This window comes from Streptomyces sp. V3I7, assembly GCF_030817495.1.
GTDB lineage: Bacteria > Actinomycetota > Actinomycetes > Streptomycetales > Streptomycetaceae > Streptomyces.
The window spans coordinates 3550323-3564123 of the sequence record NZ_JAUSZK010000001.1; the positions used below are offsets into that span (position 1 = coordinate 3550323).

13 protein-coding genes are annotated in these 13801 nt (G+C 72.0%); 8 read left to right on the plus strand and 5 right to left on the minus strand.

The genetic code is table 11. The features are described from left to right. Positions 1–56 precede the first annotated feature (56 nt). Complete coding sequence (locus tag QFZ74_RS16535) at positions 57–1280, minus strand: RNA-guided endonuclease TnpB family protein (protein ID WP_307621572.1); 1224 nt, start codon at positions 1278–1280, stop codon at positions 57–59. A 25-nt stretch (positions 1281–1305) separates the two neighbouring features. On the opposite strand from QFZ74_RS16535, the gene tnpA reads away from it, so the two are divergent. Then, positions 1306–1722 (plus strand): IS200/IS605 family transposase, encoded by a 417-nt coding sequence (gene tnpA / locus QFZ74_RS16540; RefSeq protein WP_307621573.1) that lies wholly within the window; start codon positions 1306–1308, stop codon positions 1720–1722. A gap of 112 nt (positions 1723–1834) precedes the next feature. Here the strand turns inward: tnpA and QFZ74_RS16545 are convergent, their stop codons facing one another. Beyond that, positions 1835–2236 carry a pyridoxamine 5'-phosphate oxidase family protein gene (locus QFZ74_RS16545; protein WP_307621574.1) on the minus strand — a complete coding sequence of 134 codons (402 nt, stop codon included), beginning with the start codon at positions 2234–2236 and terminating at the stop codon, positions 1835–1837. A gap of 164 nt (positions 2237–2400) precedes the next feature. Between QFZ74_RS16545 and clpB the strand changes: the two genes are divergently transcribed. Continuing rightward, positions 2401–4998: an ATP-dependent chaperone ClpB gene (gene clpB, locus QFZ74_RS16550; protein WP_307621575.1), complete on the plus strand. Its 2598-nt coding sequence runs from the start codon at positions 2401–2403 to the stop codon at positions 4996–4998. A 61-nt stretch (positions 4999–5059) separates the two neighbouring features. Here the strand turns inward: clpB and QFZ74_RS16555 are convergent, their stop codons facing one another. Beyond that, entirely contained in the window at positions 5060–5563 is a 504-nt protein-coding gene (locus QFZ74_RS16555) for a hypothetical protein (protein ID WP_307621576.1), read from the minus strand. A gap of 188 nt (positions 5564–5751) precedes the next feature. On the opposite strand from QFZ74_RS16555, the gene QFZ74_RS16560 reads away from it, so the two are divergent. After that, entirely contained in the window at positions 5752–6291 is a 540-nt protein-coding gene (locus QFZ74_RS16560) for a YbjN domain-containing protein (protein ID WP_307621577.1), read from the plus strand. 12 nt (positions 6292–6303) lie between these two features. Here the strand turns inward: QFZ74_RS16560 and QFZ74_RS16565 are convergent, their stop codons facing one another. Continuing rightward, a complete protein-coding gene (locus tag QFZ74_RS16565; protein ID WP_373462396.1) occupies positions 6304–7494 on the minus strand; it encodes a mannosyltransferase family protein in 1191 nt (396 codons plus the stop codon). 102 nt (positions 7495–7596) lie between these two features. Beyond that, positions 7597–8796, minus strand: coding sequence for a pyridoxal phosphate-dependent aminotransferase (locus tag QFZ74_RS16570; protein ID WP_307621578.1), 1200 nt, complete (start codon positions 8794–8796; stop codon positions 7597–7599). Positions 8797–8912: 116 nt separating this feature from the next. Here QFZ74_RS16570 and QFZ74_RS16575 point away from each other — a divergent pair, with 116 nt between their 5' ends. The 5 genes from QFZ74_RS16575 to QFZ74_RS16595 all read left to right on the plus strand — a co-directional run bounded on the left by QFZ74_RS16575 (position 8913) and on the right by QFZ74_RS16595 (position 13791). Continuing rightward, positions 8913–9251 (plus strand): hypothetical protein, encoded by a 339-nt coding sequence (locus QFZ74_RS16575; RefSeq protein WP_307621579.1) that lies wholly within the window; start codon positions 8913–8915, stop codon positions 9249–9251. A gap of 412 nt (positions 9252–9663) precedes the next feature. Next, entirely contained in the window at positions 9664–10188 is a 525-nt protein-coding gene (locus QFZ74_RS16580) for a DUF2617 family protein (RefSeq protein ID WP_307621580.1), read from the plus strand. 134 nt (positions 10189–10322) lie between these two features. Beyond that, complete coding sequence (locus QFZ74_RS16585; RefSeq protein ID WP_307621581.1) at positions 10323–11936, plus strand: polyamine aminopropyltransferase; 1614 nt, start codon at positions 10323–10325, stop codon at positions 11934–11936. 60 nt (positions 11937–11996) lie between these two features. Continuing rightward, complete coding sequence (locus QFZ74_RS16590; RefSeq protein WP_307621582.1) at positions 11997–12959, plus strand: SRPBCC domain-containing protein; 963 nt, start codon at positions 11997–11999, stop codon at positions 12957–12959. Between the two features lie 34 nt (positions 12960–12993). Continuing rightward, positions 12994–13791, plus strand: a complete 798-nt coding sequence (locus QFZ74_RS16595; protein ID WP_307621583.1) for an aldose 1-epimerase — start codon at positions 12994–12996, stop codon at positions 13789–13791. Positions 13792–13801 lie beyond the last annotated feature (10 nt).

Below are 13801 nucleotides of genomic sequence, written 5' to 3' on the forward strand. Positions count from 1 at the left end.
CTTGCACCTCGGGCTGAAGCCCGAGGATTCTGGCCTTCCGTTCCGTTCCCGTGCCGCTACGCGGCACGGGCTTGGGTCGAGAATCCGTGGCTTCCTGTTTCTTCGCGCTGTGCCAGAGCGAGTTCTGGTCTTATCGGCGCTCCGCAGGCCGATACCGCCAGTCCGGCGGCCGTCTTCACGTTGATCGCGGCATTGATGTCCCGGTCGTGGACCGCGCCGCAGGCGGCGCACGTCCACTCCCGGACATCGAGGGGCTTGGGCCCGTCCTGGACGCCGCAGGTGGAACAGGTCTGGGAGGTCGGCTCGAACCGGCCGATCTTCACCAGGGTGCGTCCGTACCGCTCCGCCTTGTACTGGAGCATGTTGATGAACGATGACCATCCGGCGTCGTGCACGGACTTGGCCAGCTTGGTGCGTGCCAGTCCCACCACGGACAGGTCTTCCACGGCGATCCCTTGGTTCTCGGAGATCAGCTGGGTGGAGAGCTGGTGGTGGAACTCGTGGCGGGCGTCGGTGACCTTGGCGTGGGCGCGGGCAACCTTGCGGCGGGCCTTCTCCCGGTTCTTGGATCCCTTCTGTTTGCGGGACAGCTCGCGCTGGGCCTTCTTCAGCTTCTTCTCCGCGCGGCGCAGGAAGCGCGGGGAGTCGATTTTCGTGCCGTCGGACAGGACCGCGAAGTGGGTCAGGCCGAGATCGATGCCGATGGTCTGGTCGGTGTCGGGCATCCGTGCCTGGTCGGTGGCAGGGTCGGTGTCGATGACGAAGGAGGCGAAGAACCTGCCGGCCGCGTCCTTGATGACGGTGACCGAGGTAGGGGTGGCGGGCAGGGTACGGGACCACTTCACCTTCACCGGACCGATCTTCGGCAGGTTCAGACGGCCACTGCCGGTGAGGTGCCAGCGGGCATTGGCGGTGAACCGGATCGACTGCCGGGCGTCCTTGCGGGACTTGAAGCGGGGCGGGCCGATCTTGGGGCCCTTGCGGGTGCCCTTGAGGGAGGCGAAGAAGTTGCGGTACGCAGTCTCGACGTCGCGCAGGGACTGCTGCAGGACGACCGCGGAGACCTCGCCCAGCCAGGAGCGTGAGGTGGTCTGCTTCGCCTGGGTGATCAGGCGGGTGGACAGCTCGCCGATCTTCGGGAACGGCTGCTGGGCCGCTCTGGCGTCCTCGCGGGCACGCACCGCGTCGTTGAACACGACGCGGGCGCACCCGAACGCCTTCGCCAACGCCCTCTGCTGGCCGGGGTCCGGGTACAACCTGAAGGCGTACCGGAGCTGCATGACGGCCACGCTACATACGTGGGTTATGGGTGAGATGCAGAAGATCAGAACTGGTAGGCACTGTGCTTTCGTGATGCACGTTCACTTGGTCTTCGTGACCAAGTTCCGGCACAGAGTGTTCACCGATGCCTACTTGAGGCGCATGGAGGAGATCATGCGATCCGTGTGCACAGACTTCGAGTGCGAGCTGGTGGAGTTCAACGGCGAGGACAACCACGTTCACCTGCTGGTGAACTTCCCGCCCAAGGTCGCCGTGACCAAGCTGGTCAACTCCCTCAAGGGCGTCTCCTCGCGCCGTCTGCGCCAGGAGTTCCCCGACCTGGTACGCCACTACTGGCGGGCCAACAAGCTGTGGTCCGGCTCCTACTTCGCCGGAACCGTGGGCGGCGCCCCGCTCACCGTGGTCAGGCAGTACATCGAACAGCAGAACCGGCCGGTGTGAGCACCGCCCGGCTCCGCCGGGACCAGCCCTCGCGACACTCCGCACCGCAGACGAAGAACTGCGGTGTCCGGCTCCGCCGGACCTGAATCCGCGACGCTCCGCGTCGCCACCATCAGATTCGCTTCACTCCCGGCGTGAACGCCGGGGCACTGCGAAATAAATCCCGGTAGCGCTCGGCGTACCGTCGCTCCGCCTCCGCGACCCGGTTCCGGTCCGCGTGGACGGTCGCCGTGCCCTCCAGGGTGGCCCAGCGCCGGCCGTCGACCTGGCAGACGGCGACCCGGGCCCCGGCCGGACCCGCGGCGCGCACGTTGGCCGCCTTCGTGCTCGCGGTGTTGGTGATGATCCGGGCGATGCGCGTCTCCGGGTCGTAGGTGACGCCCACCGGCACGACGTGCGGGGTGCCGTCGGGGCGCAGCGTCGTGAGGGTGCACAGGTGGCGTTCCCGCCAGAAGGCGAGGTACCGCCCGTCGGGAGCGCCCGGGTCCGCCGAATATCCGGAATGTGCCGTCATGACCTCGGAAGTTAACCCCTAAAGGTGTCGCGGGCTTCACCTTGAGCGGAGTAGACTCAACTTTGTGCACGACGGTTGGGTCAGCGAGTAGGTCGGATGCGTGGCCCGGCCGCCCGTGATGACGATGGACGTGGTGGAGAGACGACGAGGAGGAGTACGCGAACGTGGACGCCGAGTTGACCAACAGGAGCCGGGACGCGATCAACGCGGCAAGCAGCCGAGCCGTGACCGAGGGGCACCCGGACCTGACCCCCGCACATCTGCTCCTGGCCCTGCTGCAGGGACAGGACAACGAGAACATCGTCGACCTGCTCGCCGCCGTCGACGCCGACCAGGCAGCCGTACGCGGCGGAGCCGAGCGCGTGCTCGCCGGGCTGCCCAGCGTGACCGGGTCCACCGTCGCGCCGCCGCAGCCCAACCGGGAACTGCTCGCCGTCGTCGCGGACGCGCAGGCGCGGGCGAAGGAACTCGGCGACGAGTACCTCTCCACCGAGCACCTGCTCATCGGCATCGCCGCGAAGGGCGGCGCGGCCGGCGAGGTGCTCGTGCGGCAGGGAGCGGACGCAGACAAGCTGATGGACGCCTTTCAGAAGGCGAGGGGAGGACGCCGGGTGACCACTGCGGACCCGGAGGGGCAGTACAAGGCCCTGGAGAAGTTCGGTACCGACTTCACCGCCGCCGCGCGCGAGGGCAAGCTCGACCCCGTCATCGGACGGGATCACGAGATCCGGCGCGTGGTGCAGGTGCTCAGCCGGCGCACCAAGAACAACCCGGTGCTCATCGGTGAGCCCGGTGTCGGCAAGACCGCTGTGGTCGAGGGGCTCGCCCAGCGGATCGTGAAGGGCGACGTGCCCGAGTCGCTGAAGGACAAGCGGCTCGTCGCGCTCGACCTCGGTGCGATGGTGGCCGGCGCGAAGTACCGCGGTGAGTTCGAGGAGCGGCTGAAGACCGTGCTCGCGGAGATCAAGGAGTCCGAGGGCCGGATCATCACCTTCATCGACGAGCTGCACACCGTCGTGGGGGCCGGTGCCGGCGGCGACTCCGCCATGGACGCGGGCAACATGCTCAAGCCGATGCTCGCCCGCGGTGAGCTGCGCATGGTCGGTGCCACGACCCTGGACGAGTACCGCGAGCGGATCGAGAAGGACCCCGCCCTGGAGCGGCGCTTCCAGCAGGTGCTGGTCGCCGAGCCCACCGTCGAGGACTCCATCGCGATCCTGCGCGGGCTCAAGGGCCGCTACGAGGCGCACCACAAGGTGCAGATCGCGGACAGCGCGCTGGTCGCGGCCGCTACCCTCTCCGACCGGTACATCACCTCCCGCTTCCTGCCCGACAAGGCCATCGACCTCGTCGACGAGGCCGCGTCCCGGCTGCGCATGGAGATCGACTCCTCGCCCGTCGAGATCGACGAACTCCAGCGCGCCGTCGACCGGTTGAAGATGGAGGAGCTGGCCCTCGACAAGGAGACCGACGCCGCGAGCCGCGAGCGCCTGGACAAGCTGCGCCGCGACCTCGCCGACAAGGAGGAGGAGCTGCGGGGCCTGACCGCCCGCTGGGAGAAGGAGAAGCAGTCCCTCAACCGGGTCGGTGAGCTGAAGGAGAAGCTCGACGAGCTGCGCGGACAGGCCGAACGCGCCCAGCGCGACGGCGACTTCGACTCCGCCTCCAAGGTGCTCTACGGCGAGATCCCCCAGCTGGAGAAGGAGCTGGAGGCCGCCTCGGAGGCCGAGGAGGAGGCCGCCCGCGACACCATGGTCAAGGACGAGGTCGGCCCCGACGACATCGCCGACGTCGTCGCCTCCTGGACCGGCATCCCCGCCGGCCGCCTGATGGAGGGCGAGACGCAGAAGCTGCTGCGCATGGAGGACGAGATCGGGCGGCGGCTGATCGGCCAGAGCGAGGCCGTTCAGGCCGTGAGCGACGCCGTACGCCGCTCGCGCGCCGGGATCGCGGACCCCGACCGGCCCACCGGCTCGTTCCTCTTCCTCGGCCCCACGGGTGTCGGCAAGACCGAACTCGCCAAGGCGCTCGCCGACTTCCTCTTCGACGACGAGCGGGCCATGGTCCGTATCGACATGTCGGAGTACGGCGAGAAGCACAGCGTCGCCCGGCTGGTCGGCGCGCCTCCCGGCTACGTCGGCTACGAGGAGGGCGGCCAGCTGACCGAGGCCGTGCGGCGGCGCCCGTACAGCGTCATCCTGCTCGACGAGGTCGAGAAGGCCCACCCCGAGGTCTTCGACATCCTCCTGCAGGTGCTGGACGACGGCAGGCTGACGGACGGCCAGGGCCGTACGGTCGACTTCCGCAACACGATCCTCGTGCTGACGTCGAACCTCGGCAGCCAGTACCTGGTCGAGCCGGCGACCAGCGAGGAGGAGAAGAAGGAGCAGGTGCTGGAGGTCGTCCGGGCCTCCTTCAAGCCGGAGTTCCTCAACCGCCTCGACGACCTGGTGGTCTTCTCGGCCCTGAACAAGGACGAGCTGGCCCGGATCGCCCGGCTCCAGATCGACCGGCTGGCGGGGCGGCTGGCCGAGCGGCGCCTGGCGCTGGACGTCACGCCGCAGGCCCTTCAGTGGCTGGCGGAGGAGGGCAACGACCCGGCGTACGGCGCCCGTCCGCTGCGCCGCCTGGTGCAGACGGCCATCGGCGACCGGCTCGCCAAGGAGATCCTCGCCGGCGAGGTCAAGGACGGCGACACGGTCCGCGTGGACGCCGTCGGCGACGGCCTGATCGTGGGCCCGGCGACCGGCAAGACGCTCTGACGAAGCCGGACGCGTGACGGACGGACGGCCCGCCCCGGATCATCGGGGCGGGCCGCCGTGCTCACACGGTGAACGCCGAGAACTGCACCAGGGCAGTGCCCGGGCCCTTGTACCTCACGTCGATCTGTACGGCATTGGCCTGGGCGCCGGGACCGAGCCCGGTCCGATCCAGATCCAGGCAGAGATCGACGCCGTCGCCGCAGAACTCCGTGTCCGGCGCCGGTGCGCCGGGATACGTGGCCCGCAGCCACGCCCGCACATCGTCCCGGGGCAGCCGGAACCAGGCCTCGTAGTCGGTCTCCTGCCAGGCCCGGAGCGTGCAGTGCCCGTCGTGGGCGCCGTGCGGCAGCCTCGCGCCGCCGAACGCCAGCGCCTCGGCGCACGGCACCTTCTCGGGCCCCCCGCCGAGCGGGTAGTCCGGGTCGGCCGTCATCACCTTCACGGCCAACGCGGCCAGCAGGACCAGCCGCAGCGCCGGCAGGGCCATGATCGCCGTGAACAGTCCCCATCGGGTCCCGCCGCGACCGCCCGGCCGCGTCCCCGTCCCGCTCCGCAGCGACACCATGCCCGTCCCCCTCGTGTCCACCGGACGCACCGGCTTACTGCGAGCGACCGGATCATGTCAATGAAGGCTCAACCGGTCACAGGGGTGGCGGAGGTTGCCCGCCATGGGGGAAGAGAGAGAGGGTGGGTCGTATACGTCGGGCCTCATCGAGGGCCGGACGAGACTGACGACCGCAGGAGTCTCCAAGTATGTCCATCGACCCGTCCTCGATTCCGAACTTCGGGGGCCAGCCCGAGCCCGAGCCCCAAGGACCGGCGGGCCCCGTCGTCCCGGATCAGGACCTCGTGAAGCAGCTCCTCGATCAGATGGAGCTCAAGTACGTCGTCGACGAAGAGGGTGACCTCGCGGCGCCGTGGGAGCAGTTCCGTACGTACTTCATGTTCCGCGGAGAGGCCGAGCAGGCCGTCTTCTCGGTGCGGACCTTCTACGACCGTCCCCACAAGATCGACGAGAAGCCGCAGCTGATGGAGGCGATCGACGACTGGAACCGGCGGACCCTGTGGCCCAAGGTCTACACCCACACGCATGACGACGGCACCGTCCGCCTCATCGGCGAGGCGCAGATGCTGATCGGCACGGGTGTCGACCTCAACCACTTCGTCTCCTCGACGGTCAGCTGGGTGCGCGCCGCGATCGAGTTCGACCGGTGGCTCGTGGAGCAGCTCGGCCTGGAGCAGGACGTCGACCAGACCGACGAGGCGGGCGAGGACAAGGGCGACGAGGAGTAGTCTCCGCCGGACCTACAGCGGAGTGTCGGCGTAGACCACCAGGTAGGCGCCGTACGCGAACGAGAGCCCGGCCAGGGCGCAGGCCACGACGGCCGCGCGCCAGGGCCGGGCTCTCGCCGTGCGCGCCAGGGCCGAGGCGAGCGGCAGCAGCAGCGGGAAGGCGGCCAGCAGGAAGCGCGGCTTGCACTGGTGGTAGCTCGACCCGCCGAGCGTCACCAGCAGCAGGACGCCGCTGTAGACCAGCAGGGGCAGCGGCACGCGGTCCTTGAGGAGCCGCGCGTACAGCAGGGCGGCGGCCGCCACGAGGGCCAGGGCGACGTAGTACACGAGCGCGTCCCCGTCGCGCAGCAGGTGCTTGGTGAAGCGCAGCGTGCCGAGCCCGAGGTCGAAGCGGGAGCCCCAGCCGGCCTGCACCGCGAAGTAGCCGCCGAGCAGGTCGCCCTTGCGCTCGCCGACCCACAGCACGTACGCCGCCCAGCCCGCCGGCGCGAGCGCGGCGCCCGTCCACAGTCTGGGGGAAACCCGGCCGCGCGCCTGCCAGGCCTCGGCCGCCGCGGCCACGATCACCGCCGCCGCCACCGCGAACCCGTTGGGCCGGGACAGCCCCGCCAGGGCGGCCAGCAGCCCCGCCCGTACCCAGTGCCCGCTCAGCACCGCGTACAGCGACCAGGCGGCGAAGGCCGTGAGCAGCGGTTCGGTGTAGGCGGTCGACAGCACGACCGAGTGCGGCAGCAGCCCCCACAGCAGCACCAGGGCGACGGCGACGGCCCGCCCCCGCAGCCGGGCGCCGACCGCGTAGATCCCCCAGGCGGCGACGGCGGACGCGGTCCAGGACACCACCAGCGCGGCGGCGCCCGCGCTCAGCGGGGTCACGGCGGTGAGGGCGCGGATCAGGCCGGGGTAGAGCGGGAAGAAGGCCAGGTTGCTGAGGGCGAAGCCGGGCTTGTAGAAGGTGGCGCCGTAGCCGTGGGCGGCGATCCCGAGGTACCACAGCGAGTCCCAGGACCGGCCGAGCAGGGCGAGCGGCTGCTTGCCCTCGCCCCGGGCGACGGCGGCGAGCACGGCCACCCCGGCGATCCGGACCGCCACGAACAGGCCGACGGCCGTGACCGCGGCGGGGATCCGGAGCGGCCGGGCCTTCTCGGCGCCCGCGTCCGGCTTCGGTGGGGCAGGTGTGGTTGCGGGGGTGCTGACGTGGTTCACACGGGCATCTTGCGGGACGAAAGCGGCGTATCGGGCGATTGTCGAGCCGCGCCCCGGCCCGCGTCAGCCGCTCGGCCCGCCGGGCCTCAGCCCCGCCGGGCCTCAGCCCCCGAGCGTCTTCAGGCGGCGGGCCGCCTCCTCCAGGACGGACGGCTGTTTGCAGAAGGCGAAGCGGACGAACGGGGCGCCCTCCTCGCGGTGGTCGTAGAAGACCGCGTTCGGGATGGCGACGACCCCGGCCCGCTCCGGCAGGGCGCGGCAGAAGGCGAAGCCGTCCTTCTCGCCGAGCGGGCGGATGTCGGTGGTGACGAAGTACGTGCCGACGGGCCTGAAGACGCCGAAGCCCGCCTCGGCCAGCCCCGCCGCGAGCAGGTCCCGCCGGGCCAGCATGTCCGCGCGGAAGCCGTCGAAGTAGGAGTCGGGCAGCGACAGCGCCTCGGCCACCGCGTACTGGAACGGCCCCGCCGAGACGTACGTCAGGAACTGCTTCGCCGAGCGGACCGCCGCGACCAGCTCCGGCGAGCCCGTCACCCAGCCGACCTTCCAGCCGGTGAACGAGAACGTCTTGCCGCTCGACCCGATCGAGACCGTGCGCTCGCGCATCCCGGGGAACGTGGCCAGCGGCAGGTGCTCGGCGTCGTCGAAGACCAGGTGCTCGTACACCTCGTCCGTCACCACCAGCAGGTCCCGCTCCACCGCCAGCTCGGCGATCGCGGCCAGCTCCCCGCGGGTGAGCACCGTGCCGGTCGGGTTGTGCGGGGTGTTGATCAGCAGCAGCCGGGTGCGGTCGGTCACCGCCGCGCGCAGCTCGTCGAGGTCGAGCCGGAAGGCGGCGGTGCCGTCGGGGGCGGTGTGGGGGCGGAGGGTGACCGGCACGCGCCTGCCGCCCGCCAGCGCGATGCCCGCGGCGTAGGAGTCGTAGTACGGCTCGAAGGCGATGACCTCGTCGCCGGGCTCCAGCAGGGCCAGCAGCGAGGCGGCGATCGCCTCGGTGGCGCCCGCCGTCACCAGGACCTCGGTGTCGGGGTCGTACGCCAGTCCGTAGCGGCGCTGCTGGTGCGCCGCGATCGCCGTGCGCAGCTCGGGGACGCCCGGACCCGGCGGGTACTGGTTGCCGCGGCCGTCGCGCAGCGCGCGCACCGCGGCCTCCCGGACCTCCTCGGGGCCGTCGGTGTCGGGGAATCCCTGACCGAGGTTGATCGATCCGGTGCGGGCCGCGAGCGCCGACATCTCGGCGAAGATCGTCGTCCCGAACTCGGCGAGCCGGCGGTTGAGGAGCGGGCGTGAGGTCATGCGGGCCATCCTGCGCCGAAGCTCTGGAGTTCCTCAACTCCGCTTTGACCGGTGAGACGGCCGGGCATCCCCGTTGCGAGGCGCCCACGGGGGGCCGCTTCGGGGGAACGGAAGGAAGGTGCGCCATGACCTTCGTCATCATCCTGGCGGCGATCGTGATCGTGTACGTCGCGATCGTGGTCCATGCGGGACGCAAGGACCGCGGCGGCAAGGCGGTGCGCGGGCGCGGGCCGCGGGCGGCGGTGTCGCGCCGGGCGTCGTACGGCGGCAGCGGCAGCGCCAGCGGCAGTTGGTGGGCGGGCGGCGGTGACTCCGGCGGCTCGTCCCCGGGAGGTCACCACGGGGGACACCACTCCGGCGGACACCACTCCTGCGGGGGCGGGCACTCCTCCTGCGGCGGGGGTCACTCCTGTGGCGGCGGGTCGTCCTGCGGGGGCGGCGGCGGATGCGGTGGAGGCAGCTGACACGGGGCAGCTGAGCTCCGGACGCGGGGGAACCGCATCCGCACCGGACGTGGGGGAACCGCACTCGGACCGCACCCGGACCGCACTCGGACCGCGTACCGGGCGCCCGCCGGGAACGCATGGCCGGCGGGCGCTTGCGCGCATGAAGTGCGCGCCCGGCGCACGCCGTGGTTGAACAGTTGAGCTGTGGGGCCCTCTGAGGGATGGAAACCCGACGAAGTTGGGTAAAAACGCTGTGGCGGCGGCACAGTTCGTGATTCCCTCTAAATCACCAACGCAGCCCCCTGGACGTCCTCCAGGCGCCTTCACCCCGGCTGGGCAGGCCGGGTCGACGCGGCCGAACTTCCGGCGTCGGCCGAGGTGCGCCGGACCAAACTCCCTCTTCTTCTTTGCGTGTTAGCGGAGCCGATCCATGCTCACGACCCTGAACACCTCCTACAGCGACACAAGTGCGGCCGACCTCGCCTGGGCCCTGGGCCGCGAGCCGCTCCCCGCACTGGCCACCCTCGACCTCGAACTGTTCGGGACGAAGCTGCAGTTGAGGCTGCTGGGCGCGTCCCACCAGGTACTCGTGGAGGGGGAGCGGGTCACCTGCTCGGAAACGGTGGCGTGCATCCCGGGGTCCAGGACACCCCTCCCGCTGGGCGTCGCCAAGCGCGTCGGCGACTGGGAGTACGAGTTCGCGGCGCGCGTCGAGGCCCTCACGCCGGGCTCGTTCGCGGGCCGCGCCCAGGAGTTGCTGGCCCTCGTCTCCGAGCACCCGCACGGCCTCGCCGGCGTCTTCCCCGGCAGCCCGTACGCGTTCACGGCGCTGCTCGCCCACCGCCACGAGGGCCAGGTGCACTGGCGTACGTGGCACGCGTACCCGCAGGACGGGCAGTTGGTGGCGACGCGTACCCGGGTCGGGGCGCGGGTGCCCGCGGCTCAGTCGTGTTAGGGCCTGTCCTGGGCGGCATCCGCGCGCGAACGGGGCGTCACGGGCGGCGACATAAACACCGTGCGTGTCAACCGCCCGTAGTTCCACACGTGTGGGTGACGAAGCGTGCCGACGGTGTGACGTAACGTCGCAGCGTGATCGATCCGCACCCGCCCGTCCTCCCCGGCGCCCCGCCGCCCCTGGGCGCTCCCGCGCGGCTGCCCGTCCGGCCGGGGATCGGACGGTTCCTGGTCCTCGTGGTCGTCTTCGTCTGCGCGGCCTGCGGGCTCGTGTACGAACTCGAACTCGTCGCCCTCGCCTCCTACTTGATGGGCGACTCGGTCACGCAGGCCTCCGTGGTGCTGTCCGTCATGGTGTTCGCGATGGGCGTCGGCTCGCTCGCGGCCAAGCGGCTGCGCCGGCACGCGGCCGCCGCGTTCGGCGTGGTCGAGGCGGTCCTCGCCCTCGCCGGCGGGTGCAGCGCGATGGCGCTGTACGCCGTCTTCGCCTGGACCGGCGGCTGGGCCGGACTGTGGGCCGACGGACCGCGCTGCCTGCTCGTCGGCTTCTGCCTCGCCATCGGGCTGCTCATCGGCGCGGAGGTCCCGCTGCTGATGGAGCTGATACAGCGCGTGCGCCGCCAGGACCCGGGCGGAGCGGTGGCCGACCTGTTCGCGGCGGACTACGTCGGCGCGCTCGTCGGCGGCCTCGCCTTCCCCTTCTTCCTGCTGCCGTTCCTGGGCCAGTTGACCGGCGCCCTGCTCACCGGCACTGTCAACGTGGTGGCCGGGGGCGCCCTGATCCTCGGCCTGTTCCGGCACGACCTGACCCGCCGCGCCCGCTGGGTGCTGCTCGTCGCCAACGTCACCGCCCTCGGCCTGCTCGCCTCCGCCGCCGTCCTCGTCGGCGACTTCGAACGCGCCGCCCGGCAGGCGGTGTACGGCGACGACGTCCGGGTCGCCCTCCAGACCGACGTCCAGGAGGTCGTCGTCACCGGCGGCACCCACGGCCGCCCGCTCGATCTGTTCCTGGACGGCCGGCTGCGCGTCGGCGGCCGCGACGAGCACCGTTACCACGAGGCGCTCGTCCACCCCGCGATGACCGGCCCCCACGCGCGCGTACTGATCCTCGGCGGCGGGGACGGGCTGGCCGCGCGGGAGGTGCTGCGGCACTCGGGCGTCCGGCGGGTGGACGTGGTCACCCTCGACTCGGGCCTCGCGCACCTGGCCCGCCGCGACCCGGGACTGTCCGCCCTCAACGGCCATGTGTACGGCGACCCCCGCGTCCACGTCACCACGACCGAAGCCTTCCGCCGGCTGCGCGCGACGCCCCCGGCGTCGTACGACGTGGTGATCGCCGACCTGCCCGACCCGGGCTACACGGCCGGCACCAAGCTGTACTCCCAGGAGTTCTACGGCCTGATCCGCCGCGCCCTGCGGCCCGGCGGGCGCGTCGCGGTGCACGCCGGGCAGGTCTCGGGCAGCACCCGGGCCTTCTGGACGGTGGACGCGACCCTCCGCGCGGCCGGTCTCGCCACCGCCCCCTACCGCGTCCCCGCGCCCGACCGCTCGGCCGGCGCCCGCGCCCCGCGCGACTGGGGCTTCGTCCTCGCCGGGACGGGACCGTCCGCGCCGCCCCTCCGGCTGGACCCGCGCGCTCCCCGCCCGCGCGCGCTGACCGACGCCCAGCTGGCGGCCGACGCCCGTGCGGCGGCCCGTACCCGCATCCCGGGACTGCCCGCGTCGACGCTCGCTCATCCGCGGTACTGAGGTGACCCACCGGCCCGCGTGAGGGTGTGGATCCGCCGCTCGTGGGTAGGGTCTGGGGACATGGAGCACGAGGTTTTCGTTCCGGTCCCGGCCGAGCGGCTGAGGGAGGCGCTCGGCGATCCCGTGCGGGTCGCGCGGGCCGTTCCGGGGCTCCAGCAGGACGCCGGCGCCGAGCCGCTCGTGGGGCGGCTGAAGGTGCGGGTCGGCGGTCACTCCATCACCTACCGCGGATCGATGCGCGTCGCGGCGCACGGCGACGGTTCGTACGCCCTCGAAGCCGACGCGACCGAGGCCCGCGGCACCGGCGCGGTCAAGCTCGCCCTCACCCTGCGTCTGCGGGACACGGACGGCGGCGCGGCCGTCGGTGTCGACGGCACCGTCTCCGCGGACGGCCGGATCACCGAGCTCCAGCCCGACGCGGTGGTCACGGCCGCGACGCGCCTGCTGCACCGCTTCGTGGAAGCGCTGGCGGCCGAACAGACCGAGGAAGCGCACAAGGCCCAAGCGGCCAAAGCGGCCCAGGAGGCCCAGGAGGCCCCGGAGGGCCCAGAGGCTCAGGAGGCCCCGGAGGGCCCAGAGGCCCAGGAGGCTCAGGAGGGCCCAGAGGCCCAGGAGGCTCAGGAGGGCCCAGAGGCCCCGAAGGCTCAGGAGGGCCCAGAGGCCCCGAAGGCCCCGAAGGCCTCGGATGCCCCGGAGACGACGGACGCGGCGGCCCAGGAGGCCGAGCCCGAGGCGCGGCCCTCCGTCTTCGACACCGCGGTCCCGCCGCCCTCCCTGGACCCCGCCACCGAGGACTTCGCCGAGGCGGTCGTCCCCCCGGCCGAGGCGGCCCACGCGCGGCGGACGATGATCGGGCGCAGCGCGGAGGAGGTCGACCACGCCCCGCCCCGCGGCCGCTACGCCCCCGTACCGGCCCCGCAGACCGTCGCCGCGAGCACGACACTCCGCTGGGCGGCACCGGCAGCGGCCCTGGTGCTGGCGTCCGCGATCGTGGTGGGACGCGCGCTGCGCAGGCGCCACTGACCGCCCTCTTGATCGGCCCAGTAGGGTCGGCCTCGTGAGTAACGAAGACATCACGCTGACCGCGGGCGACGCGGAAGTGAGCGTGCGGCCGGGCAACGGCGGCCGTATCGGAGGACTTCGGGTCGGCGGGCTCGAACTGCTCCGGCAGGGAGACCGGTTCGGGTGCTTCCCGATGGTCCCCTGGTGCGGGCGGATCCGGGACGGACGCTTCCTCAACGGCGGCACCGTCCACCAGATGCCCCTCAACTCCCCGCCGCACGCCATCCACGGCACGGCCCGCGACGGCGCCTGGCGCACCGCCCGGGCCTCCGCCGACGAGGCGGTCCTCACGTACGACCTGGTCGACCCCTGGCCCTACCCGGCCCGTGTCACCCAGGTCGTCGGGCTCGCCGAGGACAGCCTCACGCTGACCATGTCCGTGGAGACGTACGAGTCGTCCTTCCCGGCGCAGATCGGCTGGCACCCGTGGTTCAACCGGAACCTCGGCGGCGAGGGTGCGCAGGACGCGCGGCTCGACTTCAGCGCCGCCTGGCAGGAGGAGCGCGGGGCGGACCATCTGCCCACCGGCCGCCGGATCGACCCGGCGCCCGGTCCCTGGGACGACTGCTTCGGGATGCCCGGCGGCGTCGACGTCACGGTGACCTGGCCGGGGCAGCTGGAGCTGAGGCTGGGCAGCCGGGAGGAGTGGGTCGTGGTCTACGACGAGCAGGACGCCGCCGTGTGCGTCGAGCCGCAGACCGGACCGCCCAACGGGCTGAACAGCATGCCGCGCCTGGTCACCCCGCTCGAGCCGCTGGAGGCCACCACCACCTGGAGCTGGCGCCGCCTCTAAGCTGGGCGGC

Coding starts and splice junctions, on each gene's coding strand:
- QFZ74_RS16535 (WP_307621572.1), bottom strand. CDS start 1,280: ATGCAGCTCCGGTACGCCTTCAGGTTGTACCCGGACCCCGGCCAGCAG.
- QFZ74_RS16560 (WP_307621577.1), top strand. CDS start 5,752: ATGTCCATCGACCCGTCCTCGATTCCGAACTTCGGGGGCCAGCCCGAG.
- QFZ74_RS16590 (WP_307621582.1), top strand. CDS start 11,997: ATGGAGCACGAGGTTTTCGTTCCGGTCCCGGCCGAGCGGCTGAGGGAG.
- QFZ74_RS16580 (WP_307621580.1), top strand. CDS start 9,664: ATGCTCACGACCCTGAACACCTCCTACAGCGACACAAGTGCGGCCGAC.
- tnpA (WP_307621573.1), top strand. CDS start 1,306: ATGGGTGAGATGCAGAAGATCAGAACTGGTAGGCACTGTGCTTTCGTG.
- QFZ74_RS16545 (WP_307621574.1), bottom strand. CDS start 2,236: ATGACGGCACATTCCGGATATTCGGCGGACCCGGGCGCTCCCGACGGG.
- QFZ74_RS16575 (WP_307621579.1), top strand. CDS start 8,913: ATGACCTTCGTCATCATCCTGGCGGCGATCGTGATCGTGTACGTCGCG.
- QFZ74_RS16570 (WP_307621578.1), bottom strand. CDS start 8,796: ATGGCCCGCATGACCTCACGCCCGCTCCTCAACCGCCGGCTCGCCGAG.
- QFZ74_RS16555 (WP_307621576.1), bottom strand. CDS start 5,563: ATGGTGTCGCTGCGGAGCGGGACGGGGACGCGGCCGGGCGGTCGCGGC.